Origin of the sequence: Bradyrhizobium sp. IC3195 (assembly GCF_020193585.1) — a bacterium.
Classification (GTDB): domain Bacteria; phylum Pseudomonadota; class Alphaproteobacteria; order Rhizobiales; family Xanthobacteraceae; genus Bradyrhizobium; species Bradyrhizobium yuanmingense.
Map to the genome: position 1 here is coordinate 227,065 of NZ_JADYVG010000009.1, position 22,669 is coordinate 249,733.

The 22,669-nt window shown below is 63.3% G+C and carries 25 protein-coding genes and 1 tRNA gene; 11 read left to right on the forward strand and 15 right to left on the reverse strand.

Annotated features, from left to right (window positions below):
• Nucleotides 1-9 precede the first annotated feature (9 nt).
• Both I6F09_RS19790 and I6F09_RS19795 read right to left on the reverse strand, forming a co-directional pair.
• Complete coding sequence (locus I6F09_RS19790) at nucleotides 10-792, reverse strand: DUF169 domain-containing protein (RefSeq protein ID WP_225113075.1); 783 nt, start codon at nucleotides 790-792, stop codon at nucleotides 10-12.
• A gap of 55 nt (nucleotides 793-847) precedes the next feature.
• The gene (locus I6F09_RS19795; protein WP_036010382.1) at nucleotides 848-1,615 is read right to left on the reverse strand and encodes a YdcF family protein; all 768 of its coding nucleotides are present in this window, start codon (nucleotides 1,613-1,615) and stop codon (nucleotides 848-850) included.
• A 168-nt stretch (nucleotides 1,616-1,783) separates the two neighbouring features.
• Here I6F09_RS19795 and I6F09_RS19800 point away from each other — a divergent pair, with 168 nt between their 5' ends.
• From I6F09_RS19800 to I6F09_RS19810, 3 genes are all read left to right on the forward strand, one after another.
• The gene (locus tag I6F09_RS19800; protein WP_225188841.1) at nucleotides 1,784-2,725 is read left to right on the forward strand and encodes an acetamidase/formamidase family protein; all 942 of its coding nucleotides are present in this window, start codon (nucleotides 1,784-1,786) and stop codon (nucleotides 2,723-2,725) included.
• A gap of 200 nt (nucleotides 2,726-2,925) precedes the next feature.
• Nucleotides 2,926-3,123, forward strand: coding sequence for a hypothetical protein (locus tag I6F09_RS19805; protein WP_024341172.1), 198 nt, complete (start codon nucleotides 2,926-2,928; stop codon nucleotides 3,121-3,123).
• Nucleotides 3,124-3,198: 75 nt separating this feature from the next.
• Entirely contained in the window at nucleotides 3,199-3,678 is a 480-nt protein-coding gene (locus I6F09_RS19810; protein ID WP_036010389.1) for a GcrA family cell cycle regulator, read from the forward strand.
• 270 nt (nucleotides 3,679-3,948) lie between these two features.
• Here the strand turns inward: I6F09_RS19810 and I6F09_RS19815 are convergent, their stop codons facing one another.
• A complete protein-coding gene (locus I6F09_RS19815; protein ID WP_225188842.1) occupies nucleotides 3,949-5,436 on the reverse strand; it encodes a porin in 1,488 nt (495 codons plus the stop codon).
• A 407-nt stretch (nucleotides 5,437-5,843) separates the two neighbouring features.
• Here I6F09_RS19815 and I6F09_RS19820 point away from each other — a divergent pair, with 407 nt between their 5' ends.
• Nucleotides 5,844-6,350 (forward strand): MarR family transcriptional regulator, encoded by a 507-nt coding sequence (locus tag I6F09_RS19820; protein WP_036010395.1) that lies wholly within the window; start codon nucleotides 5,844-5,846, stop codon nucleotides 6,348-6,350.
• 10 nt (nucleotides 6,351-6,360) lie between these two features.
• On the opposite strand, the gene I6F09_RS19825 is transcribed toward I6F09_RS19820, so the two are convergent.
• Together I6F09_RS19825 and I6F09_RS19830 are read right to left on the reverse strand one after the other, a co-directional pair.
• Nucleotides 6,361-7,473: an alpha/beta hydrolase gene (locus tag I6F09_RS19825; protein ID WP_036010398.1), complete on the reverse strand. Its 1,113-nt coding sequence runs from the start codon at nucleotides 7,471-7,473 to the stop codon at nucleotides 6,361-6,363.
• Between the two features lie 354 nt (nucleotides 7,474-7,827).
• Entirely contained in the window at nucleotides 7,828-8,799 is a 972-nt protein-coding gene (locus I6F09_RS19830) for an SDR family NAD(P)-dependent oxidoreductase (protein WP_225188843.1), read from the reverse strand.
• A 406-nt stretch (nucleotides 8,800-9,205) separates the two neighbouring features.
• Here I6F09_RS19830 and I6F09_RS19835 point away from each other — a divergent pair, with 406 nt between their 5' ends.
• Complete coding sequence (locus I6F09_RS19835; protein WP_025036674.1) at nucleotides 9,206-9,445, forward strand: hypothetical protein; 240 nt, start codon at nucleotides 9,206-9,208, stop codon at nucleotides 9,443-9,445.
• A gap of 151 nt (nucleotides 9,446-9,596) precedes the next feature.
• On the opposite strand, the gene I6F09_RS19840 is transcribed toward I6F09_RS19835, so the two are convergent.
• Nucleotides 9,597-10,568: an alpha/beta fold hydrolase gene (locus tag I6F09_RS19840; RefSeq protein ID WP_225188844.1), complete on the reverse strand. Its 972-nt coding sequence runs from the start codon at nucleotides 10,566-10,568 to the stop codon at nucleotides 9,597-9,599.
• Nucleotides 10,569-10,683: 115 nt separating this feature from the next.
• Between I6F09_RS19840 and I6F09_RS19845 the strand changes: the two genes are divergently transcribed.
• From I6F09_RS19845 to I6F09_RS19860, 4 genes are all read left to right on the forward strand, one after another.
• Nucleotides 10,684-11,304, forward strand: a complete 621-nt coding sequence (locus I6F09_RS19845; RefSeq protein ID WP_225188845.1) for a TetR/AcrR family transcriptional regulator — start codon at nucleotides 10,684-10,686, stop codon at nucleotides 11,302-11,304.
• 368 nt (nucleotides 11,305-11,672) lie between these two features.
• Nucleotides 11,673-12,926, forward strand: a complete 1,254-nt coding sequence (locus I6F09_RS19850) for an OpgC domain-containing protein (protein ID WP_225188846.1) — start codon at nucleotides 11,673-11,675, stop codon at nucleotides 12,924-12,926.
• A 54-nt stretch (nucleotides 12,927-12,980) separates the two neighbouring features.
• Complete coding sequence (locus I6F09_RS19855; RefSeq protein WP_249784550.1) at nucleotides 12,981-13,361, forward strand: hypothetical protein; 381 nt, start codon at nucleotides 12,981-12,983, stop codon at nucleotides 13,359-13,361.
• 274 nt (nucleotides 13,362-13,635) lie between these two features.
• Nucleotides 13,636-14,142, forward strand: a complete 507-nt coding sequence (locus I6F09_RS19860; RefSeq protein WP_225188847.1) for a septal ring lytic transglycosylase RlpA family protein — start codon at nucleotides 13,636-13,638, stop codon at nucleotides 14,140-14,142.
• 251 nt (nucleotides 14,143-14,393) lie between these two features.
• On the opposite strand, the gene I6F09_RS19865 is transcribed toward I6F09_RS19860, so the two are convergent.
• The 9 genes from I6F09_RS19865 to I6F09_RS19905 all read right to left on the reverse strand — a co-directional run bounded on the left by I6F09_RS19865 (nucleotide 14,394) and on the right by I6F09_RS19905 (nucleotide 20,832).
• Complete coding sequence (locus I6F09_RS19865) at nucleotides 14,394-14,885, reverse strand: YetF domain-containing protein (RefSeq protein ID WP_225188848.1); 492 nt, start codon at nucleotides 14,883-14,885, stop codon at nucleotides 14,394-14,396.
• A gap of 196 nt (nucleotides 14,886-15,081) precedes the next feature.
• Entirely contained in the window at nucleotides 15,082-16,038 is a 957-nt protein-coding gene (locus I6F09_RS19870) for an outer membrane beta-barrel protein (RefSeq protein WP_346730122.1), read from the reverse strand.
• An 83-nt stretch (nucleotides 16,039-16,121) separates the two neighbouring features.
• A tRNA-Pro gene (locus tag I6F09_RS19875) sits at nucleotides 16,122-16,199 on the reverse strand.
• Between the two features lie 109 nt (nucleotides 16,200-16,308).
• Nucleotides 16,309-16,884, reverse strand: coding sequence for a MerR family transcriptional regulator (locus tag I6F09_RS19880; RefSeq protein ID WP_225188850.1), 576 nt, complete (start codon nucleotides 16,882-16,884; stop codon nucleotides 16,309-16,311).
• 24 nt (nucleotides 16,885-16,908) lie between these two features.
• A complete protein-coding gene (locus tag I6F09_RS19885; protein WP_225140090.1) occupies nucleotides 16,909-17,250 on the reverse strand; it encodes an integration host factor subunit alpha in 342 nt (113 codons plus the stop codon).
• A gap of 132 nt (nucleotides 17,251-17,382) precedes the next feature.
• Nucleotides 17,383-18,363: a beta-ketoacyl-ACP synthase III gene (locus tag I6F09_RS19890; protein WP_036010434.1), complete on the reverse strand. Its 981-nt coding sequence runs from the start codon at nucleotides 18,361-18,363 to the stop codon at nucleotides 17,383-17,385.
• Nucleotides 18,360-19,421, reverse strand: coding sequence for a phosphate acyltransferase PlsX (gene plsX / locus I6F09_RS19895; RefSeq protein WP_036010436.1), 1,062 nt, complete (start codon nucleotides 19,419-19,421; stop codon nucleotides 18,360-18,362). The genes I6F09_RS19890 and plsX overlap by 4 nt, the downstream gene beginning before the upstream one ends.
• 299 nt (nucleotides 19,422-19,720) lie before the next feature.
• Nucleotides 19,721-20,284 (reverse strand): DUF177 domain-containing protein, encoded by a 564-nt coding sequence (locus I6F09_RS19900; protein WP_036025465.1) that lies wholly within the window; start codon nucleotides 20,282-20,284, stop codon nucleotides 19,721-19,723.
• A complete protein-coding gene (locus tag I6F09_RS19905; protein WP_225188851.1) occupies nucleotides 20,281-20,832 on the reverse strand; it encodes a ubiquinol-cytochrome C chaperone family protein in 552 nt (183 codons plus the stop codon). Before I6F09_RS19905 ends, I6F09_RS19900 begins: the two co-directional genes overlap by 4 nt.
• Nucleotides 20,833-20,930: 98 nt before the next feature.
• Between I6F09_RS19905 and I6F09_RS19910 the strand changes: the two genes are divergently transcribed.
• Nucleotides 20,931-21,416: an outer membrane protein assembly factor BamE gene (locus I6F09_RS19910; protein WP_036010444.1), complete on the forward strand. Its 486-nt coding sequence runs from the start codon at nucleotides 20,931-20,933 to the stop codon at nucleotides 21,414-21,416.
• Between the two features lie 216 nt (nucleotides 21,417-21,632).
• Nucleotides 21,633-22,634, forward strand: a complete 1,002-nt coding sequence (locus I6F09_RS19915) for a tripartite tricarboxylate transporter substrate binding protein (RefSeq protein ID WP_036010447.1) — start codon at nucleotides 21,633-21,635, stop codon at nucleotides 22,632-22,634.
• Nucleotides 22,635-22,669: the final 35 nt, after the last annotated feature.

Here is a 22,669-nt window from a genome sequence, read left to right on the forward strand (position 1 = left end):
GATCGGCCTTTACTTCTTCGCGTAGCTCACGCCCATGCCGGCACGGACGTCGCTTTGAATGCCATAGGGCGGGATCGGGTAGCGCAGGCCGTTCTTCGCCAGCGCCTTCATGCCCTCGATTGCCTTGGCGAGATGCGAGGGCTTCAATGCCATCAGCATCTCCTCGTCCGGCACGCCGCCATAGCGCCGTTCGGCATAGCATGGCAAGGACAGGCTGGGCTCCCCGGTCTTGAGCGCCCGCCCCCAGGAATCCGCGCAGGCGGTCTCGCCGACCACGCCCCATTCGAACTTCTTGTAGCCGGTATATTGCAGCCCGTTGATCAGGATGATCATCTGCCCCGGCGTCGCATAGACGAGACAGATATCGGGAGGATCGAGCCGGCCGCTCGCGAGCGGGCTGACGGCGAGCGCCTGATAGTGCCCGAACGGAACCACGTCCAGCGCCGCCTGGCGCTTGCGCGCGTCCTCCGCCGTGCCGTGCCAGACCCCGACATAGTTTTCGCCGGCGAGCCATTTCTCGTCCTGCGGCGCAAGACCGATCACCGCGCGGCATTGGGCGCCTACGAGATCGTCGGCGGTGATGCCGACGGTCCAGCCCAGGCGCGCGGCCATGCTGACAATCTGATCGGTGGTGTGAATTGCGTTCGGGCGGCGGATCTTCGGGATCGCCTCCATTTCTGCGACGCTCGCGAACAGCTTCATGCCGATCACGTTCGTCTTCAGCCGCAGCAGGCTGTTGAGATCGGCGACCAGGCCGGCAAGGTCGATCCTGCCCGTACTCTGCTGTTGCATGGCTTCCTCCGCGCCGGCGATGGTGCGCCGCGTATTCTTGTTTTGCGGCTTTGTTCTAGTCCCTGCCCGGTCCCGGAAGCAACTCGGAGATCCTGCCCATCAGACGGTAAGCGGTAAGACCGATCCACTCGCGCACCGCAACTTCGGTTCGTCTCAAGCCGTCCGCGCCCATGTTGGTGAAGGAGAATAGATCCTCACGTCCTCCCATCCGCCAGTCCACCGGATAGGCCTCGACGTCAAATCCGGCCTTGCGGAAGATCCCCATCGAGCGCGGCATATGGAAGGCCGACGTCACCAGGAGCCAGCGCTCGCCGGGCTTTGGCGATACCAATTGCTTGGTGAAGATCGCATTCTCCCAGGTGTTGCGGGAGTTACGCTCGAGGATCAGGCGGTCCTTCGCGATGCCGAGATTCTCCAGGATCGGCGCGGAATAGTCGGCCTCCCTGGCCTCGCTCGACACCAGGTTCGCGGAGCCTCCGGTGAAGACGATGCGCGCATTGGGGTAGCGGCGCGCAAGCTCGGCCGGCGCAAACAGACGATCGGCCGCGTGCGCGACGACCGGCGTGCGATGCGCCGCCGACAGATCGGTGTCGACCGAGCCGCCGAGCACGATGATGCCGTCGGGCGCGCCGCGCGAGGCGTCCCACGCCGGGAAGCGCGACTCCAGCGGGTAGATCAAGAGATTGCCGAGCGGCGAGAACGCCGCGAGCGCCAGCAGCACCAGCGTGGTCACGGCAAGCCGGCGGCCAAACGCGGCAAAGCGCGTCGCCATCAGCACGACAGACACAATTCCGAGCTCGACCAGAAGATTGATCGGCAGCAGCGCGACGCCGATGGTCTTGGAGAGAGCGAAAAACAGAGGAGCCTCGCTGGAATGATCGTGCCTGCCATGCGCGGGCTTGGCCGGCACGGCCTTGTTCGGAAATCCTTCTTGAAAGAGGATCGATCGCCGGGTCAAGCCCGGACCGATCAAACCAACCGGACGCGGCAAATGACCCATCATCATCTGCATTCCAGCCCCGAAACCTGCCATTGGGGCTTCTTCGAAGCCGCACTCGAGCCCGTCCTCACCGTGGCCAGCGGCGACGAGGTGACGGTCGACACCATCAGCGGCGGTCCCGACATGCTGCCTGATCGCGACAGGTTTCACATTCCCCCCGAGATGCACCAGGTTCATGCCAGGAGCGAGCGCATGCTGCCGGGCCACATCCTCACCGGTCCGATCGCGGTCGAAGGGGCCGAGCCCGGCGACGTGCTCGCGGTCGAGATCCTCGACGTGCAGCTCCGGCAGGATTGGGGCTGGAACATGATCAAGCCGCTGTCCGGCACCCTGCCCGACGATTTCCACGAGACGCGGATCCTGAACATTCCGCTCGACCCTACCACGATGGTCGGCCGCATGCCGTGGGGCCTCGACCTGCCGCTGAAGCCGTTCTTCGGCGTGATGGGCGTATCGCCGCCGCCAGCCTGGGGCCGCATCTCCTCGCTGATCCCGCGAGCGATGGGCGGCAATCTCGACAACAAGGAGCTAGGAGCCGGTGCGACGCTGTATCTGCCGGTGTTCGTGCCGGGGGCAATGTTCTCCTGCGGCGACGGCCATGGCGTGCAGGGCGACGGCGAGGTCTGCGTCACCGCGATCGAGACCGCGCTGCAGGGCCGCTTCCGCCTGACGCTGCGCAAGGACCTGAAGCTAGACTACCCCCGCGCCGAGACGCCGACGCACTACATGACCATGGCGATGGACCCCGATCTCGACCAATGCGTGGTGCGCGCGCTCCGCGACATGATCGCGCTGCTCGGCGAAACGCGAAATCTGTCGCGCGAGGATGCCTACACGCTGTGCAGCCTCGCCGCCGATCTCCGGGTGACCCAGACCGTCAACGGCGCCAAAGGCATCCATTGCATGATCGAAAAGGCGATCGTGCACGGCTGAGCCGCCGCGCCCTTTCCTGACCTGCCGACATCACGCCGCCGCCCGGTCTTCCCGGCGGCGCGTCGTGGCGTGCCTGATTCCCAAGCGATTCCAATCACGTGAGCTTCGGCCCCAGCGCTGATTTGACTTCCACCCCCGAACCTAAATAGAGTCTTAATCGTTACTTTTATGTACCCGAGTAAGAGGCTAGCGTTCGGGCCATGGCCACCGAAAAAGCCGAGACTGACCGCATTCCCGTAACCTTGGCGCTCTCGACCATCGCGTATCTGGAGAAGCTGGTGAGACAGGGCACCCACGGCACCAGCGTTCCCGGCGTCGCACGGACATTGATCGAGGAAGGCATCCGTCTCGCCATCAAAGACGGTCTTCTGTCGATCCGCGACAATGGCAGGACGTGAGCGCGCTCGGTACGTGAGGCGGACGGATCTCGAGACCGCGGATGGCCGACATCTGCAACCTGGGATCGCCGACAAATGCCTGTTCTCTCACCGACCTGGACCGACGAACGAATCGAACTCCTGAAGCAGCACTTCGAGGCCGGCCTCTCCTGTCGCGAGATCGCCGCCGACATCGGCGTCAGCCGCAACGCGGTGATCGGCAAATTGTCGCGGCTCAATCTGACGCGCGGCCGGACGGTCGACGACCGAAAGGTCCAGGACAAAGGCCTGGCGCCGGCGCGGATGCGCAAGGCCGTGCCGCGGCTGCAATACGAGATGCTCGCCACGATCTATGGCGAGACCGATGCGCCGGTGTTTGCCGGCCCAATCGACGAGGCCAACCGCTGCTCGTTGCTGGAGCTGTCGGAGAATCGCTGCCGCTGGCCGATCTCGACGCCGGGCGCAGCCGATTTCTGCTTCTGCGGCAACACGGCGCCGGACGGCCAGCCCTATTGCGCCGGCCACAGCCGCCTCGCCTACCGGCCGCCGGCGCGCACCCGCGTGATACGCGGCTGACGTTGCGGGCATCTGGACAACAAAAAACCTCCGGCGGGGCATCGCCGGAGGTTTCTGGAGGCTTAGCATGAAGCTAAGAGCCGCAACTTTCGTATCTGGCTGGCAGTGATATAGCTTAGTAGCTCAAGTAAGTAAATAAGTTTGACGCGACGGAATCGCATGGCTCGCCTTCGTGTTCCGCAACGGCATTCGATTTTCCGAAACTCTTGCCCATGAAAAACCCCGGCGGTTTCCCGCCGGGGGTCTCCGATCGATTTGCGGGATCGAGGATCAGAAGTTGCGCTGAGCGCGCAGCAGCATGCTCACCGAGTCCTGGTCCTTCAGCTCGTACACGGCCGCCGGCTTCGCAGCGCTGGCAATGCCCGGGCTCGCGATGAAGCCGGAGTACTTCTGGTCCAGACGCGACCAGCTCAAGTCGGCAGTGAACGCCAGGCCCTTGACCGGGGTCCACACGGTGTTCACACCGACCACCGCGAAGTTGAAGTCCGGATTACAGGTCGAACCGGCCAACCCGATTGCGGCGAAGTTGGTGCAGATCAGGGCCTTGCCCGTGTTGCCGTACTTCAGCTGGGCGTATCCACCGTAGATGGCGCTGGCCCAGTTCGGGCTCCAGTTGTGGGTATAGCCGCCACGGAAGCCCCAGGTCTTGACGGTATCGATGCCGGTACCGGTTCCGAACACGCCGTCGGCGAGACCGGCGAACCCGGTGCTCTGATACGCGCCGTTGCCGCTGCCGCTGAACATGAAGAAGCTCTGCGGGAACAGGCTCTGGAAGTTGTAGCGGGTCGCACCGTCGGTGTAGACGGCCTGCAGGTTGATGACGTCACCCGCGCCGGTCGGGATGTTCTTGATCGACAAGGCGCCCTGCACGGCCCAGCCCCACTTGTCGGAGGGATGACCGGTGACTTCAGTCGCGCCGTAATAGGCTGAATGCAGCTCATGGGCCGCGACCGAGATCTGCGCCAGACCCCAGGCCTGGTCGACACGAACCTGACCGATCACCTCGGGCATGCGCGTGCCGCCCCAGGCGCTGGCGCCATAGACGCCGGTCACGAACTGCGCCGCCGTACCCGACGACACGTTCCAGAGGTTCGACTGACCATTGTTCGCCGAGGTCTCGTCCTGCAGCGCGAACGAAGCAGTGATGCCCTGGCCGAAGTCAGCCGTGTAGGCAACCTGGTTCACGCCGTTGACGTGGTTGGAGCCGCCCGGAAGGGTATCGGGGCCGCCGGCCGGATAGCTCTGCCAGGGAGCGTCGAAGATCGAGACCGTGCGGCCGAAGGTGAAGCCCGCGAACTGGATGAACGCATGGTAGAGACCGAGCGAGGCCGAACTGGTCGAGAACGCCGACGGGTTGCTGCCGGTGACGTTCGTGGTGTCGTAGCTGACGACCAGGTCGGCGTAGGTGCGAACAACGCCGTATTCGGTCGCCGTGCGGGTATCGATGTTGAAGTCCAGACGAGCGCGGCTGTAGTAGTAGTTGGTCAGACGGTTGTTGGACCCGCCGTTCACACTGCTCGAGCTGTTCCTGAAGCCATAGTCGCCGCCGCCGCCGAGAAGCATGTCAGCGCGGATGTAACCACCAAACTTGATGCAGGTATCGGTGCCCGGCATGTAGTAGAAACCCGCGCCGTAGAGCGAGCAGATCTTCACGTATTCGACTGCCTTGGCCTTGACCGGAAGATCAGCCGCCTGAGCTCCACCAACGGCGATCAGTCCCGCCGCAGTGCCGAGCAAAAGGCTCTTCACCACTTTCATTTAAAACCTCCAAGTTGCTCATTTCACGGAGACCGGACCGTGAGGCCCCCCAGATCCCCGTCTCTTCATCAAATCCGCTCGGCCGCTTCGCGTTTTCGGACGTACCTGCATTCGCGAGGGACGTGAGCGAACCACCTGCAACGGGACGATCGAGAACCCCCCACCGTCGGGATCAATATGCCCGCGCCGTTCCGTTAATCAAAATAGTTTATTAGATCAGCTTTGTGGTTTCACTAACCCTGTGGCCGCAACGCAACACCGGTGTTGAGCCAAAAAGCCTGATCGGGTCATATTTGTAGTTTTCGTGACACCATTACCCTGCTCTGCACTTGCGTCAGAGCAGAGTTGCGTGGACTATGCCCGCCGAAAATGAGCCGGAAAGAGAATCAGCTTGCGGGAGTGACGCTGTGTCCGCGACGAGGAAGGAAGGCGCGCGCCTGCGCACCATCGGCAACCTGGATATCATCAGGCGATTCACCTGGGAGATATCGTCGATCAACATGTATCTCGAGGAGCTGCGTCAGTTCTGGGCGAGGACGCTCGGCATCAGCGGACCGCAATGGCTGATCCTGATGGCCATCTCGGACCTCGACAAGGACGACGGCATTCCGGTCAACGTCGTGTCCAAGCTCCTCCACGTCGATCCGTCCTTCGTCACCACCCAGTCCAAGCTGCTGGAGAAGAAGGGCCTTTTGCGCCGCCGCCCCTCGCCGACCGACGCGCGCGTGGTCCGGCTATCCCTGACCGAGAAAACGCAGAAGCACCTGGCGAGCCTCAACGAGCAGTACAAGACCATCAAGGAATTCGTCTTCCAGGAGTTCGACGAGGCCGAGCTCGCCGAATTCACCACCAAGCTCGCGACGCTGAAGACCCGGCTGGAAAAGGCCTGCGTCCGCCTCAGCCTGGACCTCTGACGGCTCGCCGCTAGATCCGCCCCGCGCCACGGAGCCGCGATTCCAGCCAGTCGAATATATATTCGTTGGCAAGGCTCGGATTGTCGGCATGGGCCTGCGCGGCGCCGGTCTCCGCCGCGGTGAACACTTTCAGCGTGACATCCGAGCTGCCGAGCCGGGAATTCCGGACGAGCTGACGCGCCCGGTCGGCCTTGAGCCAGCCGTCCTCCCCGAGCGTGATCAGCACCGGGCAGTCGGCGCTGGAGGCCATCAGCGGCGCATGCGGCACAGGGACGATGCTGACGTCGCTCATCGCGAATCGGCTGGCGAAAAAGGCCCGCTCGTGCAGATCCCACAGGCCGCCGTCGCAGACGGCGGCGGCAAGCCGCGGCTCCTGCAGCACCGCGCGCGCCACGAAGGACGAGCCCCAGCCATCGGCGATGATCCCGACCCGCGCGAAATCGACGTCCTGCCGCATCTCCAGATAATCCATGACGCCGGGGATCGCGCTCTCGAGATCCTGGCGCCGCAATAGCGCCTCGAGAAAATCGTCGCGCTGGTCGCCGAACAGGTCGAGCGCCAGCATCGAGAAGCCACGCTCGCGCGCGTGCGGCACGAGCTTGAACAGAAATTCTTCCTTGCGGTGGCCGGGCTCGCCGATGCAGATCACGGTCGGCGCCGGCTCCTTCCCCGATGGCGCGGGCAGGAAGTATCCCTGCAGCGAGTGCCCGTCGAGCCAGGGTATCGTCACCACCTCGCCGGCCGGGCTGCGCGCGGCGAGATAGCGGCGCGCGCATTCCTGCATGGCCAGCACGGCGACCCAGCGGCGCTCGTCGGCGGGATCGAGCGGCATCGCTGCGGCACCATAATAGTTCATGGCGCGCAGCCAATTGCGCTGCGCACTGGCGCGGTGGCCCTCCGCGAACGCGGTCTCCGCGCGCTGCCGATTGGTCTGCGCCAGCTTCTTCCACTCGCGGTGCCAGGAGCGGTCGTCGCCGCGCTTCAGCTGCCGCGCGATCATCAGGCATTCCGCGATCGTGGCGCCGCCCTCCTGGGCCGCCGCGAGCAGCCGCGTGAACTCAGCTGAAATGTCCTCTCGCTCCGGGCAAAAGGTCCAGTCGTCGGAGAGGCATGCGGGCATCATTGGGAGCTACGCTCTAATCGTCGCGTTACCCCGATTGACTAAACCATTTCAAGTCGCCGACCAAGCCGGCGCGCGCGTCATTACAGGCATGTGAGATCAACATCGCTTGAACAACGTCATGACGGATGCGTGACATTGCAACAGATCATGGTGCGCGACGAACATTGGCGGGAGCTGGCACTTAGAATTGTCCAAGTATCTCTTGCCATGACGACCATCATAGCCATATCGGCGCGCCTTGCTGGGCGCGCTAAAGAATATGACCCCTAGCGGCGGCGTGCGCGCACGCCTCTCCTTCGAGACGGCGCTGACGTGCCTCCTCGGGTGCGATGGGTGGGCGCCCCGGCAGCGGCCTCAACCAAGCCGCCAGCCGACCTCCTGCGTAAAACTTTCGAAGAAGGCGCGGTCATAGGCCTGCTCCGGCGCGGCGCGCACGCGCTCGTCGAGGCGCTCGGCATCCTCGCCGACGAGGATGCGCCACCGCTCCGCCTTGACGCCGTCCAGAATGATCTTCGCCGCCTGGGCGGCCGTGGTCGGCGCGTCCTCCAGGAAGCTGCGGGCGCGCTCGGCGAACGCGGCCTGGATGTCCTCGTCCGACATCTTGTCTGCATCCGGCACGCCGGCGGCGGCCATTCGCTTGCGGGTCAGTGCCACCTCGTCGGCGTTGAGCCGCTCCGAGCCGTCGCCGCTCTGCACCTTGCGCGAATTGGAGACGATCGACGTGCCGATATGGCCGGGCATCACCACCGAGCATTTGACGTGCGGGGCGTGCAGGCGAAGATCGTTGATCAGCGCTTCGGTAAATCCCTTCACCGCGAACTTCGCCGAGCTATAGGCGGTGTGCGCCTGCCCCATGCCGATCGAAGCCCAGAAGCCGTTGACGCTCGCGGTGTTGACGATGTGGGCCTCGTCCGCCGCGACCAGCATCGGCAGGAAGGTGCGCACGCCGAGATAGACCCCGCCCCAGCAGATGTTGAAGGTGCGCTCCCATTGCTCGCGGGTGTTGGTGAACAGGCTGCCGCCGCCGCCGATGCCGGCATTGTTGAACAAGAGATGGATCTTGTCGGTCTGCTGCTGCTCGGCGAGCTCGTCGCGAAAACGCTTCAGATGGTCCTCGATCGCGACGTCGGCGACGTGCGTCGTGACGCGCAGCCCCTGCGGCAGCTTCTCGGCCTCGCACAGCCGCTTGGTCTCGGCCATCGCGGCATCCGAGATGTCGCACATGGCGACGTTGCAGCCCTCGGCCACGAGCTGCCGCGCGAGCTCGCGCCCCATGCCCGTGCCGCCGCCGGTGATGACTGCGATCTTTCCAGCAAAATCCTTCATGGACTTCGGTCCCTCCCCTTGTCGGTGTGTTTCTTGGTCACGGCACCGCTGACCGCGGCGCGCGCAAAACTGTAGCAGCGCGACATCCGCGGGTAAAAGCCGTGCGCTGCCCTCCTCGCCTTCGGTAATTTCGGCGGGCGGACTACGCGCGATGCTGCGCGCGGGCCTTGTGAAGTGGCTCATAGGCGACACGGCCCGGATAATCGATCATTCCTAAGTATTTTCCAACGGGTTCCGGTATTTGTCCGGCTTCGGGTTAATGGCAATTTTTCTACAATCCGAATCGCCAAATGGGGGTGGACGCTGGATTGAGTCGGCCAGGCCAGCGTGTTGTTTGCGTGTCACAGGCTCTGGCACTCCGCTTGCATCCTCTTCGTGGTCAGAAACAACCAACGAGGTGATAGGAATGTTCGTGACCGTCGTTGCCGTGCTTTGCCGGCTGGGCGCAGCCAGCTCAGGCAGTTGCGTCGAGGAAATCGTGACCGACAGCAACATGACACCCGAGATTTCGCTGATGCAGTGCGCGATCGGCGCACAAGCGCCTCTCGCGAAGTGGATGGGTGAGCATCCGATCTATCACGCGAACTGGCGCCTCGAGCGCTACAAATGCGTGCCGGGTCATTACGAGATCAAGGGCCACGCCTAAGGCCCCGCAAAACCACTGGTACCGAGACCACGGATACCAGAACGATCGATCCAAGAGGAAACGCCCGGGGGCCGCTTATCCCTGCGTGCGGACACTGCCAGCGCCAGACCGATCACGGCAGGCGCTCTGTGACAATGATCACGCCCTCCCTCTAAGCCACTTCACGCAAGATGATCGCGCGTGCCCGCCGTCCTTCCGGCGTCGGCATCAGCGCGAAGTTGTGCGGTTGCTCGCGCGATAGATGCAGCTCGATCGGCACGCCCACCGCCCTCGCTCTTGCGGCAAGGTCGACGCTGTCCGGATACAGAAGATCGCGCGTGCCCGAAAAAATCGTCATCGGCGCGAGCCCGCGGAAACTGCCGTTGAGCGGGCTGACGAAGGGATGGCCGACTTCGAGCTCGCCGGCATAGAGCCGCGCGGCCTCGACGATGCCCGGAATATCCTGGATCGGATCGCGCGCCGCGATCGCAACCTGCTCCGGACGGCCGACCGAGGCATCGGCCGCGGGCGAGATCAGCAGCAACCGGCTCGGCTGCCGATGACCGCGATCGCGCAGCCATTGGCAGGCGGCGAGCGCAAGCCCAGCGCCGGCCGAATTGCCGACGACCGTCACTTTTGCATCGCCAGCGTCTTCCAGCAGCATGCGCAGCAGCTCGGCCGTCGCCGGCACGACGTCCTTGGCGGTCGCCCGCGGCGCCAGCGGGTAGATCGGCACGACGCAGCAGATTCGCGCCTTGCGCGTCATCTCACCGATGAAGCGCCAATGCGCCGGCGCGATCTCGTTGATGTAGCCGCCGCCATGCAGGAACATGACGTAGTTGCAGCCCTCGTGGCCTGACGCCGGCTCGGTGTAGTAGACCGGCCAGCCGCCCATCTTGGTCAGCGTCACCTCGACGTTGCCGACCCCGATCGGCTCGTGAGAGGCCGGCGCCAGCGCCAGCTTCTGCACACGCGCCAGCACCGCCTCGGCGGATGCGAGCTGCTGCTTGTAGGGAAGCTGCCGCAGCAGCAGGTTGAAGGCCCGGCTTTGCAGGCTTGGTGCTGGATCGCGCGGCGCCCGCGCGCCGAATACGCAGCCGCCCGGACAGAATTGGAAGGCCGATACAAGTCTCGCAACGCTCATCGCCACATCCCCATGTTTCGACCCGGCGACGAAGAGGGTTGCCGACCCGCCGCCATTGGTCGATATAATGCGAGCATTCACTCGCTTTTCCTACTCGCATTCAGATCACAAGTCCGTGGCCCGCAAACCGTCCACAACACCCCGGAAAAATGCCTCGCAGGAGCGATCCCGTGCCACAGTCGACGCGCTGGTCGAGGCAACTGCTCGCATTCTGGTCAAGGAAGGCTTCGAGAAGGCCAGTACCAACCGCATCGCCGAGATCGCCGACGTCAGCGTCGGCTCGCTCTACCAATATTTTCCCAGCAAGGAGGCACTCGTCGCCGCCGTGATCGATCGCCACAATGATGCGATCATGAATGTCGTCCGCGCCGCCTTCGCGGAGGTCGCCGACCTGCCGATCGAGATGGCCGTGCACCGCCTCGTCACCGTCGCGATCGAGGCCCATCACATCGACCCGAACCTGCATCGCGTCCTCGCCGAGCAGATCCCCCGCTCCGGTCACCTCGCGGAAGTCGAAGCCTACAGCCACGAAATCCACGCCCTCGTGCGCACCTATCTCGAACGCCACCGCAAGGAGATGCGCAAGATCGATCCCGCGCTCGCAGCATTCATGTGCGTGAGCGCGATCGAGGCCATCGCGCACAACACCGTGCTGAACGGAGAGATGCTGTCGGAGAAGATGGTGAAGGTGCTGGTGGAGGAGACGACGCGGATGGTGGTGGGGTATTTGAGGTAGCGGAGCCCGAGATTACGGAAATCGGCGACAGCGCGCCCATTTGGATGAGGCAGCGTCCTGCGCCCTGAGAGGCGCGCCAGAATGCAGTCCAGCACTGTCACCGTAATGTCCGAACACGACGGATCGAGGAAGCGCCCACTTCGCCAGGCCCGATGACACAAAGCGCACCGCGTTTGTTCGGGACCAAGTTACCATGCATAGTACCGGGGCTCTCGGCGGGCCGCTTGACTCAGGTCAATATCCCGCGGGCCTCAGCGCGCCAACATTGTCATATGGGTGTTGTATTGCCTGCCATCTAGCGTGAGCGATCCCAGCGGAGTGCCGGGGCGCGGACATCGATCGTGAATCGTGACACGACGGAAAGCAGAATGAAGCTCGCGCTTGCGCTGCCACCACCGCAACGTGATTTGCGTCTCGACCTGTTTCGCGGCCTCGCCAACTGGGCGATGTTTCTCGGCCATGTGCCCGGCACAGTGCTGGTGTGGTGTTCGTTCCGAAATTATGGATTCAGCGACGGGGCCGACCTGTTCGTGTTCATCTCCGGCTACACCTCGGCGCTCGTTTATACCCGAAAGATGGAGCAAGGCTTTGTGTTCGGAACGAGCAGGCTCTTCAGGCGCGTATGGCAAATCTACACCGCCCATATCGTGCTATTCATGATCTACCTGGCTTTCATCCATTTCCTGTCGGAGAGGTTCAACGCGCCTGATCTGGTCGATCTGTTCAACGCCGGACCGGTCACCAGCGCGCCGATCGAGATGATGACGCAGGGGCTTTTGCTGCGATACAAGCCTCTGAATTTGGACGTGCTGCCGCTCTATGTCGTCTTGATGGGCCTGTTTCCGCCGATCCTCTGGTTGATGTTGAGATTTCCCGACGCCGCCATGATCGGGTCGGTGCTGTTGTATCTGGCTGCGCGGCAATTCCATTGGAACCTGCCTTCCTATCCGTCGGGAAGCTGGTACTTCAATCCGCTGGCGTGGCAGCTTCTGTTTGTCACGGGCGCATGGCTCGCGTTGACGGGTGCGGGGCGTCTGCATTTCTTGCTGCGATCCAGGTTCGTGCTGGTTGTTGCGGTTGCCTATTTGATTTTTGCGGCGATCATGACGTTAGCTGCTCACCAGCCTCAGATCCGGACCTTGTTTGCGCCTGCCTTGTTCGAGCTTTTCAATCCCAACGACAAGACCAATCTGGCGCCCTACCGCTATCTTCATTTGATGGTGCTGATTATCCTTGGTGCCCGGTTCATACCGATCGATGCGCGCGGGCTACAAGCCACCGTCTTGCGACCCCTGGTAAAGTGCGGCCAGCAGTCCCTCGAAGTGTTCTGTGTGGGCATTCTCCTGGCCTTCATCGGGTACTTCATCCTGCAGTTGGCAGGGAACGGCATCCTCGCTCAACTGCTCGTCGGAGCTGCGGGAATCGCGATCATGACGGCGGTTGCCTACTACAGATCCTGGTCAAAGCGAGTGGAGAAACCTTCACATGAGAGTCCGGTGGATGGAAAGAGCGCGCCGGAAAGCACCGGCCCCCTCGAGCATATTGTAGTGCGCGCCACCGGAACGGTGCCGCAGGTCGCTTGCGGGACTGATACGCAGCAGCAGCCGCTAACGGAAGTTTGACAACCGCGCCGCCTCGTTACGGTCGCGATCGAGGCCCATCACATCGACCCGAATCTGCATCGCGTCCTCGCCGAGCAGATTCCCCGCTCCGGCCACCTCGCCGAGGTCGAAGCCTACAATCACGAAATCCACGGCCTCGTCCGCGCCTATCTCGAACGCCACCGCAAGGAGATGCGCAAGATCGACCCCGCCCTCGCAGCGTTCATGTGCGTGAGCACGATCGAAGCCATCGCGCACAACACGGTGCTGAACGGCGGCGAGATGCTGTCGGAGAAGATGGTGAAGGTGCTGGTGGACGAGACGAACGCGGATGGTGGTGGAGTATTTGAGGTAGGTGGACGACAAGCCAGGGCACTTGCGATCCAGCTACGCACGAGGCTTCTTCAGCTTCGCATCTGGCCTGATGACGATCGCTCTCCCCGCATCCAAAGCTGATCGTAATGCGCGACTCACCTCCGCCGAGACCCGACCACGTCAGTCGCAGCGCGGTAACTCAGCCCGCGAATTTAAATATTTAAATATATTTAATTTTGACCAAATTAAATAGTTGTTATTTGAGGTCGGGCAGAGCCCGACCGTGGGTCAACCTCAATCAGCGCGTTCTTGCTCCGCGATGTCGGTATGTCATCACCATTCTGCGCGTGTTCAGGAACGCAACCTCGGGAGCTTGCATTGTCGGCTTGTTCTTCAATCGTTCATGAGGTCGACAATGCATCTTCTCATCAGAATGGCGGCGATTGCGACATTCCCTGCTTGGATTGGATTGAGCGCGAACGGCGCTGCGGCACAGGATTTCAATGACCGATGGTCGATCATTCCGAGGGCTCAGGCAGAGCCGGCGCCGGCTGGACTCGAACAGACGAAGAAGGATCAGATTGAGGCTCCACCTCCAACCGCACAACAGCCGTCGGCTGATCGCTCGGGCACGCGATCTTTCAATCGAGTCTTTTCGGGAAAGGCCTCCTATTATTCGTATTCCAAAGGCAAGACAGCGAGCGGTTCGGTATTCAATCGGGATCACCTCACCGCAGCGCATCGCAGCCTGCCGTTCGGTACCAAGGTCCGCGTGACCCATGGAGGGAGCAGCGTCATCGTCACAATCAATGACCGAGGCCCGTTCATTCGTGGCCGCGTCCTCGATCTCTCGCTCGCTGCCGCGCGCAACCTGGGGATTACGAATCGCGGCGTAGCTCAGGTTCGTGCCGAGGTGTTGTAGCGGATGACTTCCCAAGGGCCTGACATCAAATAACCCGACGCGCTTGTGGATACGGCCCCTCAAGTGCTCGCCGCGGAGATGGAGCGGACGCTGCTGGACGAAACCACTCGGAGAGCTGGGTATTTGAGGTAGGTGGCGTCAACGTCAGCGCATGTGGCTTTAGGGAAGCCTGCGAAAACCTCGCAGGGTAACAAGTCGTCCATCGCCGATGCTCTGCAACGCCGATCATTTCGGCGGGCAGACGAAGGACGTCAGGCTTCCTTCTTTTTCACGCTGATATTGCCGTCGCCCTCGATATAGGCCTCTACGACGTCCGAGGGGCTCGCTATGCCCTCCTCGCGAAGCTTGCTCATCAACTCGTCCATCGTCACCAGTTCCTGCCGCATGTGGCGGCGAAGGACCTGCCCGTCTTTGACGAGGAGGAGCGGCGCCGGCCGAGCAAGCCGCTCCACGAAAGGCACGTGATACCCGACCCAGTCGATGGCTAGATTCCAGAAAATGATAGTGGCAACGAGCACGATACCTTCTGTGATCGAGTGGTATTCACCCGCCATGCCATTCTGCGCCGCGTCCGCCAGAAGGACGACGAGGAGCAGGTCGGGGATGCTGAGGCCGCCGGTTTGCCGCTTCAGGATGAAGCGCATCAGGGTGAAGATGCCGAGGTACATGATGGTGCCCCGCACGATCATTTCCATGATGGAATGCGTCGGGACGAAGATCTCGTTCCACGATAGCTGAAACATGTGTTGCCCTCGCACCTAAATGGAAGCGTCCTGATACCACGTATCGATGGTCCGCCATGAGGCGGCTGATCGTAGCGTCTTCTGGGAGGCTGAACCGTACTGGCGTGATGGCACGGAGATGGTGCGGACGCTGGTGGGCGAGACGACGCGTATATTTGAGGTAGGTGGGCCCTTAGGGCACGATCTGCTCAAAAGGTCAAAAATGATAGTTCACGCCCACTCGGGCGACGTGGAAATCCGCCCGGCCGAAATTTGCGGTGTATCTGGACAGGTTCGGACCAATGCCCCTTGCGAGTGCGGTGGCCGTCACCGACGATTTGCCGAGGTCGACGTAGAGATATTCGGCCTTGAAGCTCCAACCAGGCGCAAAGCGCCATTCGCCGCCTCCGCCGACCGTCCAGCCAGTCTGAATGCGGGAATCGTTCCCCGTGAAGCAAGTCGATCCGATCGTACAGCTGAATGAAGTGCCGGCGACGGAGATATTCAAAGCGCCCCCCGGTCCGTTCACAATGTAGTCGTCAAATGTCGCTACTCGACCAAAAGCAAAGCCGCCGGTCCCATACAGAAGAACGCTAGGCGTGACCAGCGCCCCCAGACGACCACGAACGCTCCCCCACCAGTCAATCTTTTGCTCAGCCGAGATGGTCTGTGCGAAGGCTGGGGGTAGAATCGGCGTTGTTTCACGACCGCCACCGCGCAAGCTGGATGCGCTCAAGTCAGCTTCTACGCCGACTAACCACTTGCTATCGAGTTGCCAATTGTAGCCGGCTTGCAAGCCTCCCGTTACACCACTCATCGAAAAATCGTGAGGGCTGGGAGCAACCTGCCCCGCAAACGGAGGCAGAATCGGAACTCCAGGATTGAAGATGAAAGCGGAGGCCGCGTCACTCGTAAAATTGACCGACCGGTCTGCCCATGCGCCGCCAACGTTGCCGCCAGCATAAAATCCCGTCCAGCTTGGGCTGGGCTCAGCCGTGCGCGCTTTCGTGAAAAGTGCAGGACTTTGGTCAGCAGCTTCCGCCCCCGACGCGACACTCGCCAAGACTGCTACAGCAGCCAGTGCTCTTCTCACGGGACGCCCCCTCCGCGATTCCAAAGTGCCCAAAATTCTTAAATCATGTTGACGCTGGATGCTGTGACGCGAGCGCAACACCTGCGGAACGTTGCAAAATCAACCGCAAACGGCCGGCCCGTGGCAACCGACGGCCCGGAAAGGAATTCCGTTCTTGAGGAATTTGGTCGGAGCGAGAGGATTTGAACCTCCGACCCCTAGTCTCCCAGACTAGTGCGCTAACCGGGCTGCGCCACGCTCCGAATGCCGTTCCATTAGCTAGGATCGCCGCTTTGCGCAAGGCGAGGCCGAAGCATTTTGGTGTATCCGCCCCCAAGCTCCCGGAACTGCCCCGCAAAGCCGGGGACCGCCCTAGCTCTCCTTCAGGGCCTGATCCAGCATCTCCCGGCAGGCGACGAGGTCGCCGAGGACCCGCTCCAGCCGCTCGCGGTCGAGCGCGCTGGGGCCGGCGGGCGCGGCGGCGCCGCCTTTGCGGAAGGTGGTGAGGATCTCCTCGTCGTCGATCTCGGTGAAGCGGAAGTCGATGCCTTCCTCTTCATCGCCCTGATAGTCGTCATCGTCGGTGTCGGTGACGCCCTTGATGGGAGCCTCGTCCTCGGGCTCCATCAGGCTCGCGCCGATCGCGTCCTCGATGGCGCCGAAGGAGACCGCGGCCGCGCTGTCGGCGAGACCCTGCACCGATTTGACGCCGTGCTCCTTCAGGATCCGCTGCACCCCGCGGATGGTGTAGCCCTCGCCGTAGAGCAGCCGGCGGATGCCCTTGAGCAGATCGACGTCGTCGGGGCGGTAATAGCGCCGGCCGCCGCTGCGCTTCATCGGCTTGATCTGGGAGAAGCGGGTCCCCCAGAACCGCAGCACGTGCTGCGGAATGTCGAGTTCCTGCGCTACTTCGCTGATGGTTCGGAACGCATCCGGCGCCTTGTCCAAAGGCCAGTCCTTTCCGAAAGGCGGTTAAGCCTCTTCTTGAGCCGGGGTGGCGTCGCCGTTGGTGCGGTGCTGGGCGTTGATCCGCTGCTTCAGGATCGCCGACGGCTTGAACACCATGACGCGGCGCGGCGAGATCGGCACCTCGGTGCCGGTCTTCGGGTTGCGGCCTATGCGCTGGCCCTTCTTGCGCACCATGAATGAGCCGAACGAGGACAATTTCACCGTCTCGCCCTTCTCCAGGCAGTCAGTGATCTCCTTCAGCACGAGTTCCACGAAGGCAGACGATTCCGTGCGCGACAGGCCTACCTTCTGGTAGACGGCTTCGCACAGATCGACACGCGTTACGGTTTTGCTGGTCTCGCTCATCGCCCTGCCCCACCTCACGGCGAACAATTCTTGTCTGAAATTATGAGCTTACGATACGGCGGTCAACACCGCACATCAATGCACACGTCGCGATAATCGGCGCGGATTCCGGCAAAATTTTATCGGTGTGGCTTACCAGCGCACCAGCGCGGAGCCCCAGGTAAAGCCGCCACCCATGGCCTCCAGCAGGACCATGTCGCCCTTCTTGATGCGGCCGTCCTTGCGCGCCACCGAGAGCGCCAGCGGGATCGAGGCCGCCGAGGTGTTGCCGTGGCGGTCCACCGTCAGCACCACCTTCTCCGGCGCGATGTGCAGCTTGTGCGCGGAAGCGTCGATGATTCGCTTGTTGGCCTGGTGCGGCACGAACCAGTCGATGCCGTCGGCATCGAGCCCGGTCGCCTTGAAAGCATCGACGATCACGTCGGTGATCATACCGACCGCGTGCTTGAAGACCTCGCGGCCCTCCATGCGCAGATGGCCGACGGTCTGGGTCGAGGACGGCCCGCCGTCGACGAACAGCTTTGCCTTGTGGCGGCCGTCGGAGCGCAGATGCGTGGTCACGATGCCGCGGTCGGTCGCGGCATTGCCGGGCTGCTCCTGCGCCTCCAGCACCACGGCGCCGGCGCCGTCGCCGAACAGCACGCAGGTGCCGCGATCGTTCCAGTCGAGGATGCGCGAGAAGGTCTCCGCGCCGATCACCAGCGCGCGCTTGTAGGCCCCGGTGCGCAGGAAATTGTCGGCGGTGGCGAGCGCGAACACGAAGCCCGAGCACACTGCCTGCAGATCGAAGGCCGCGCCATGATTGATGCCGAGGCCGTGCTGCACGGCGACGGCGGTCGCGGGGAAGGTGTTGTCGGGCGTCGAGGTCGCCAGCACGATCAGCTCGATCGATTGCGCGTCAACGCCGGCATCGCGGAGCGCCGCCTGTGCCGCCTTGATGGCGAGGTGCGAGGTGAACTCGCCCTCGGCCGCGATGTGCCGCTCGCGAATGCCGGTGCGCTGCACGATCCACTCGTCGGAGGTATCGATGCGCGCCGCCAATTGGGCGTTGGTCACCACCTGCTCCGGCAGATAAGAGCCGCAGCCGAGCACGACCGAACGAATCTGAGTCACGAAACATCCTCCGGCGCGGGCTGCACGAATTTGAGTGCACCACCCTCGCGGTTGAGCATCTGATTGATCTTGTTCAGGAGATCGTAGTGAGCCATCTCATAGCCAACATCGATCGCATAGGCAAAGCCTTCGGCGTTGGTTCCGCCGTGGCTCTTGACCACCACCCCGTTCAGTCCCAGCAGCACGCCACCATTGGACTTGTTGGGGTCCATTTTGTCGCGCAGGGCCTGGAAGGCGCTGCGCGCGAAGAGGTAGCCGAGCTTGGACATCCAGCTCCGCTGCATCTCGTGACGAAGCAATTCCGCCATCTGCCGTGCGGTTCCCTCGGCCGCCTTCAGCGCTATGTTGCCGCTAAAGCCTTCGGTGACGATCACGTCGGCGAGCCCCTTGCCGATGCCGTCGCCCTCGACGAAGCCGATATAGTCGAGCTCCGGCAGGTTCCGCGCCCGCAGGATCTCGCTGGCCTCGCGGATCTCCTCGTGCCCCTTGATCTCCTCGGCGCCGATATTGAGCAGCCCGACCGTGGGCCGGGTCTTGTTGAACAGCACGCTCGCCTTGGCCGCGCCCATCACCGCCATCGACACCAGATGGTGGGCATCGCCGCCGAGGGTGGCGCCGAGGTCGAGCACGACGGACTCCCCGCGCAGGGTCGGCCAGATCGCCGAGATCGCCGGCCGGTCGATGCCCGGCAGGGTGCGCAGATGGAAGCGCGCCATCGCCATCAGCGCGCCGGTATTGCCGGCGGAGATCGCGACGTCCGCCTCGCCCTTCTTGACCGCGTCGATCGCGAGCCACATCGAGGAGGTCTTGCGGCCGCGCCGCAGCGCCTGGCTCGGCTTGTCCTTCATGCTGACGGCGACGTCGGTATGGATGATCTTGGAGGCGGCCTTCAGCTTCGGGTGCTGGTCGAGCTCGGGCTCGATCCTGGCGCGGTCGCCGACCAGCAGGAACTCGGTGTCGCGATGCCGGCCAAGCGAGATGGCGGCGCCCGGAATGACCACGGCGGGGCCGACATCGCCCCCCATGGCGTCCAGCGCGATGCGAACCTTGCTTGGCATGTAAGTCCTGGAAACCTGGTCTGGTGCGGTCTTGGGATCAGCGGGGCCGCAAAATGGGTTCGCCACCGGTACGGCGGCCGGCCAAGCGCCACGCCGCACCCGGACCGGGGCGCGACAATAGCGTTTTGTACCCCCGAAACAACCTCTTGCCCCCAGCCTTTTGCATTCGGGGCAATCCGGCCGCCGGGCGCGGATTTCGCGAGAAATCCATTGAAATCAGAGAGATAAACAGCTGTCTCAAACCATCAGGGCAAATGGCTCGCGTCCCCTGGCAAGGCAGCCGCGAGCCAAAATGCCCCTCATTGGCCCTTCTTCTTGTCCTGCAATGCCTTCAGCACGGCGAAGGGATGGTCTTCGGGGTCGGGAGCGGTGACCTCCGCCTCGAACACGGCCCCCTCCTTGCGTGGATAGGGATCGATCGCCAGGAACAGGACGTCGGTGGCGAGCCGGCCGAGGTCGATGATGCCGCCCGTGATCGGCTCGGGCGGGTCGGCAACCTCGGGCGGCGCCTCGTCGTCCTGCCCCTCCTCGATCAGATCGGCCAGGCGGCGCGCCTCGGCCTCGGGGGCGAACATCAGGTCCACCTCCTCCTCGATCTCGCTCTCGATCGGATCCAGCGTGACGACGCAGGTCTGGCCGATCCGGCCTCGAACCAGGCCCGTGACCTGGACCCGCCCGCCGCTTTTCGGCACGACATCGAAGCTGGCATGGGCGGACAGGATCTCGCGCAAGCCCGCGACCTCCGCCATCGCCTGCCGCTCGGCCACTGAGGCCTCGAGCTCGCGATGCAACCCGCCGTCCGGGATTTGCGCAACGATGACGGGCGCCCGCCAGGGATCGCGCTCGGTATCTGGTCGGCTCATGGCGTGACATCCTCTGACAGCGCCCGGGGAAACTTGAAGGACGCGCGCAGCAGCGCGGCCTCGTCGGTCCGGCCAAGATCGGCCTCGCTGGCCCTCGCATAGGCCGCGAGCCGCTCCGCCTGGTCGAAGCCGGTCCCATTCAAGATATTCTTGCAGATCGCCGCTGCCAGCGCCTCGCCGCCGGCTTCCATCGCCTGGTCGTAGGCCTGGACGCGGCCGTAGAAGGCCTCGCCGAAGGCCCGCATCCGCTTCGGCACGGTCTGGTCGCCCACCCCCATCTCGCGCAGATTGTCGTCCATGTCCTCGCAGAAGCGGTCGAACAGCGCCTGCGACAGCTCCGCGGCGCCCTGAACCGCGCGCAGTCGGCGCAGCAGCAGCCAGAGATGCAGCAGCAACAGGTCGAAACGCCCGTTAACCGTATCGGGCACACCAAAGACCCGGTAAAACAGGGGTTCTCGCGCCTGCGTCACGATCATGCCATAGATGGCCTCAATGGTGCCGGGCGGGGTTCGCCGGGGTTTCCTGAAGTGATTGAACGGCCAAAGCATTGTGGTTTCCGCAAGCGGGCGCGCGCGAGTTGCATTCAGACGCCCAGCCCGGTACTTCAGCGCCTCGCGCGACGCAAGGGGACGGAATCAGTTCCGCTATGACGACAACGAACCAGATCAGCCTGCGCGCGGATATGCGGCGCGGCCTTCATGCCTGCTGGCGTGGCCTGCGCATGCTCGCGGCCACCGCCGTGATCGGCGTGGCCCTTGCAGCCTGCACCGGCGAGCAGTTCCAGAAGGGTTACATCCTGCCGCCCGGCGCGCTCGAGCAGATTCCGATCGGCGCGAGCCAGGATCAGGTGCTGATCGTGATGGGCACGCCTTCGACGGTCGCGACCCTCGACGGTGAAGTGTTCTACTACATCTCGCAGCGCTCGGAGCGCCCGGTCGCCTTCATGAACCAGAAGGTGGTCGATCAGCGTGTCATCGCAGTCTATTTCGACAAGACCCGGCGCGTGCGCCGGCTTGCGAATTACGGTCTCCAGGACGGCAAGATCTTCGACTTCATCAGCCGCACCACGCCGACGTCGGGTCAGGAGATGAGCTACCTCACCCCGCTGTTCAAGCTGCTCAGCTTCAACTGAGGCCGTCGAAGGATTCGATCGAAGCGGCTTGTCGCTTCGCGTCGAAAATGCGCGTCGAACGAGGCTCCTGAAGCCGCTTAATTCCATCGCAAGGTATATGGGCTTACGCCTGCGTCGTCGTGCCGCTCTCTGCGCGGCACTTGTCGTCGCGCGCGACTTGCGGTCGCACGTGCCGTTCCCTACGGTTCCCGCAAAGCAAAAAGCAGGAGTGGATTCGTGCATAAGCCTTTGTTGTCCCGCCGTCGTGTGCTCGCCGGTGCTGCCGGCCTTTCGGCCGCAGCGATTCTACCGCGATCGAGCCTTGCCGACTGGAAGCCCACTGAAAACGTTCGTCTCATCGTGCCGGCCGCGGCCGGCGGCTCGACGGACGTGATGGGCCGCCTCCTGGCCGCGCATCTGCAAACCGCCTGGGGTCAGTCGACTGTGGTGGAAAACCGCTCCGGCGGCGGCGGCACGATCGGCACCGCCGAGGCCGTGCGCGCCAAGCCGGATGGTCACACCATCCTGGTCGGCAACCCCGGCCCGAACGCGATCGCCTACAGCATCTTCAAGAACCTCAGCTACAAGCCGGACCAGCTTCAGCCGGTCTCGAACATGATCCGGATTCCGAACATCGTCTCGGCGCATCCGAAGACCGGCATCAAAACGATTCCCGAGCTGATCGCGTATCTGAAGGCCAATCCGGACAAGCTCAGCTACGCCTCCTCCGGCGTCGGCCAGAGCCCCCACCTCACCGGCGCCTGGTTTCTCCAGCTCACCGGCCTGAAGATGACGCACATCCCGTTCCGCGGCGCCGGCCCCGCGCTCCAGGCCGCCCTTGCCGGCGACATCCAGATCCTGTTCGACAATCTCTATCCGACCCTGCCTCAGGTGCAGAGCGGCACGCTCAACGGTCTCTGCGTCACCACGCCCGAGCGCAGCGACCTCGCCAAAGACCTGCCGACCATGCGCGAGAGCGCGCCGGAGCTGGCGAATTTCGACGTGTCCTCCTGGTTCGCGGTCTTCCTGCCGAAGGGCGCTTCGCCCGAGGTGCTGGGCGCGCTCAATCTCCAGGTCAAGGCGATGCTGGAGCGCGAGGACGTCAAGAAGCAGATCGCCGCCATGGGCGCCCGCGCCGACTACGGCACGCCCGAGCAGTTCGCCGCCTTCGTGGACGCCGAGACGAAGAAGTTCGCCGGCATCATCCAGAAGGAAGGCCTGCAGATGGACGTGCAGTAGGTCTCTCTCACGTCATTGCGAGAGAAGCGAAGCAA

What these genes read in the sequence shown, in the direction of transcription:
- I6F09_RS19790 (WP_225113075.1), bottom strand. Translation starts at nt 792, where the DNA reads ATGCAACAGCAGAGTACGGGCAGGATCGACCTTGCCGGCCTGGTCGCC.
- I6F09_RS19800 (WP_225188841.1), top strand. Translation starts at nt 1,784, where the DNA reads ATGACCCATCATCATCTGCATTCCAGCCCCGAAACCTGCCATTGGGGC.
- I6F09_RS19805 (WP_024341172.1), top strand. Translation starts at nt 2,926, where the DNA reads ATGGCCACCGAAAAAGCCGAGACTGACCGCATTCCCGTAACCTTGGCG.
- I6F09_RS19810 (WP_036010389.1), top strand. Translation starts at nt 3,199, where the DNA reads ATGCCTGTTCTCTCACCGACCTGGACCGACGAACGAATCGAACTCCTG.
- I6F09_RS19815 (WP_225188842.1), bottom strand. Translation starts at nt 5,436, where the DNA reads ATGAAAGTGGTGAAGAGCCTTTTGCTCGGCACTGCGGCGGGACTGATC.
- I6F09_RS19825 (WP_036010398.1), bottom strand. Translation starts at nt 7,473, where the DNA reads ATGATGCCCGCATGCCTCTCCGACGACTGGACCTTTTGCCCGGAGCGA.
- I6F09_RS19830 (WP_225188843.1), bottom strand. Translation starts at nt 8,799, where the DNA reads ATGAAGGATTTTGCTGGAAAGATCGCAGTCATCACCGGCGGCGGCACG.
- I6F09_RS19835 (WP_025036674.1), top strand. Translation starts at nt 9,206, where the DNA reads ATGTTCGTGACCGTCGTTGCCGTGCTTTGCCGGCTGGGCGCAGCCAGC.
- I6F09_RS19840 (WP_225188844.1), bottom strand. Translation starts at nt 10,568, where the DNA reads ATGAGCGTTGCGAGACTTGTATCGGCCTTCCAATTCTGTCCGGGCGGC.
- I6F09_RS19850 (WP_225188846.1), top strand. Translation starts at nt 11,673, where the DNA reads ATGAAGCTCGCGCTTGCGCTGCCACCACCGCAACGTGATTTGCGTCTC.
- I6F09_RS19860 (WP_225188847.1), top strand. Translation starts at nt 13,636, where the DNA reads ATGCATCTTCTCATCAGAATGGCGGCGATTGCGACATTCCCTGCTTGG.
- I6F09_RS19865 (WP_225188848.1), bottom strand. Translation starts at nt 14,885, where the DNA reads ATGTTTCAGCTATCGTGGAACGAGATCTTCGTCCCGACGCATTCCATC.
- I6F09_RS19885 (WP_225140090.1), bottom strand. Translation starts at nt 17,250, where the DNA reads ATGAGCGAGACCAGCAAAACCGTAACGCGTGTCGATCTGTGCGAAGCC.
- plsX (WP_036010436.1), bottom strand. Translation starts at nt 19,421, where the DNA reads ATGCCAAGCAAGGTTCGCATCGCGCTGGACGCCATGGGGGGCGATGTC.
- I6F09_RS19900 (WP_036025465.1), bottom strand. Translation starts at nt 20,284, where the DNA reads ATGAGCCGACCAGATACCGAGCGCGATCCCTGGCGGGCGCCCGTCATC.
- I6F09_RS19905 (WP_225188851.1), bottom strand. Translation starts at nt 20,832, where the DNA reads ATGCTTTGGCCGTTCAATCACTTCAGGAAACCCCGGCGAACCCCGCCC.
- I6F09_RS19910 (WP_036010444.1), top strand. Translation starts at nt 20,931, where the DNA reads ATGACGACAACGAACCAGATCAGCCTGCGCGCGGATATGCGGCGCGGC.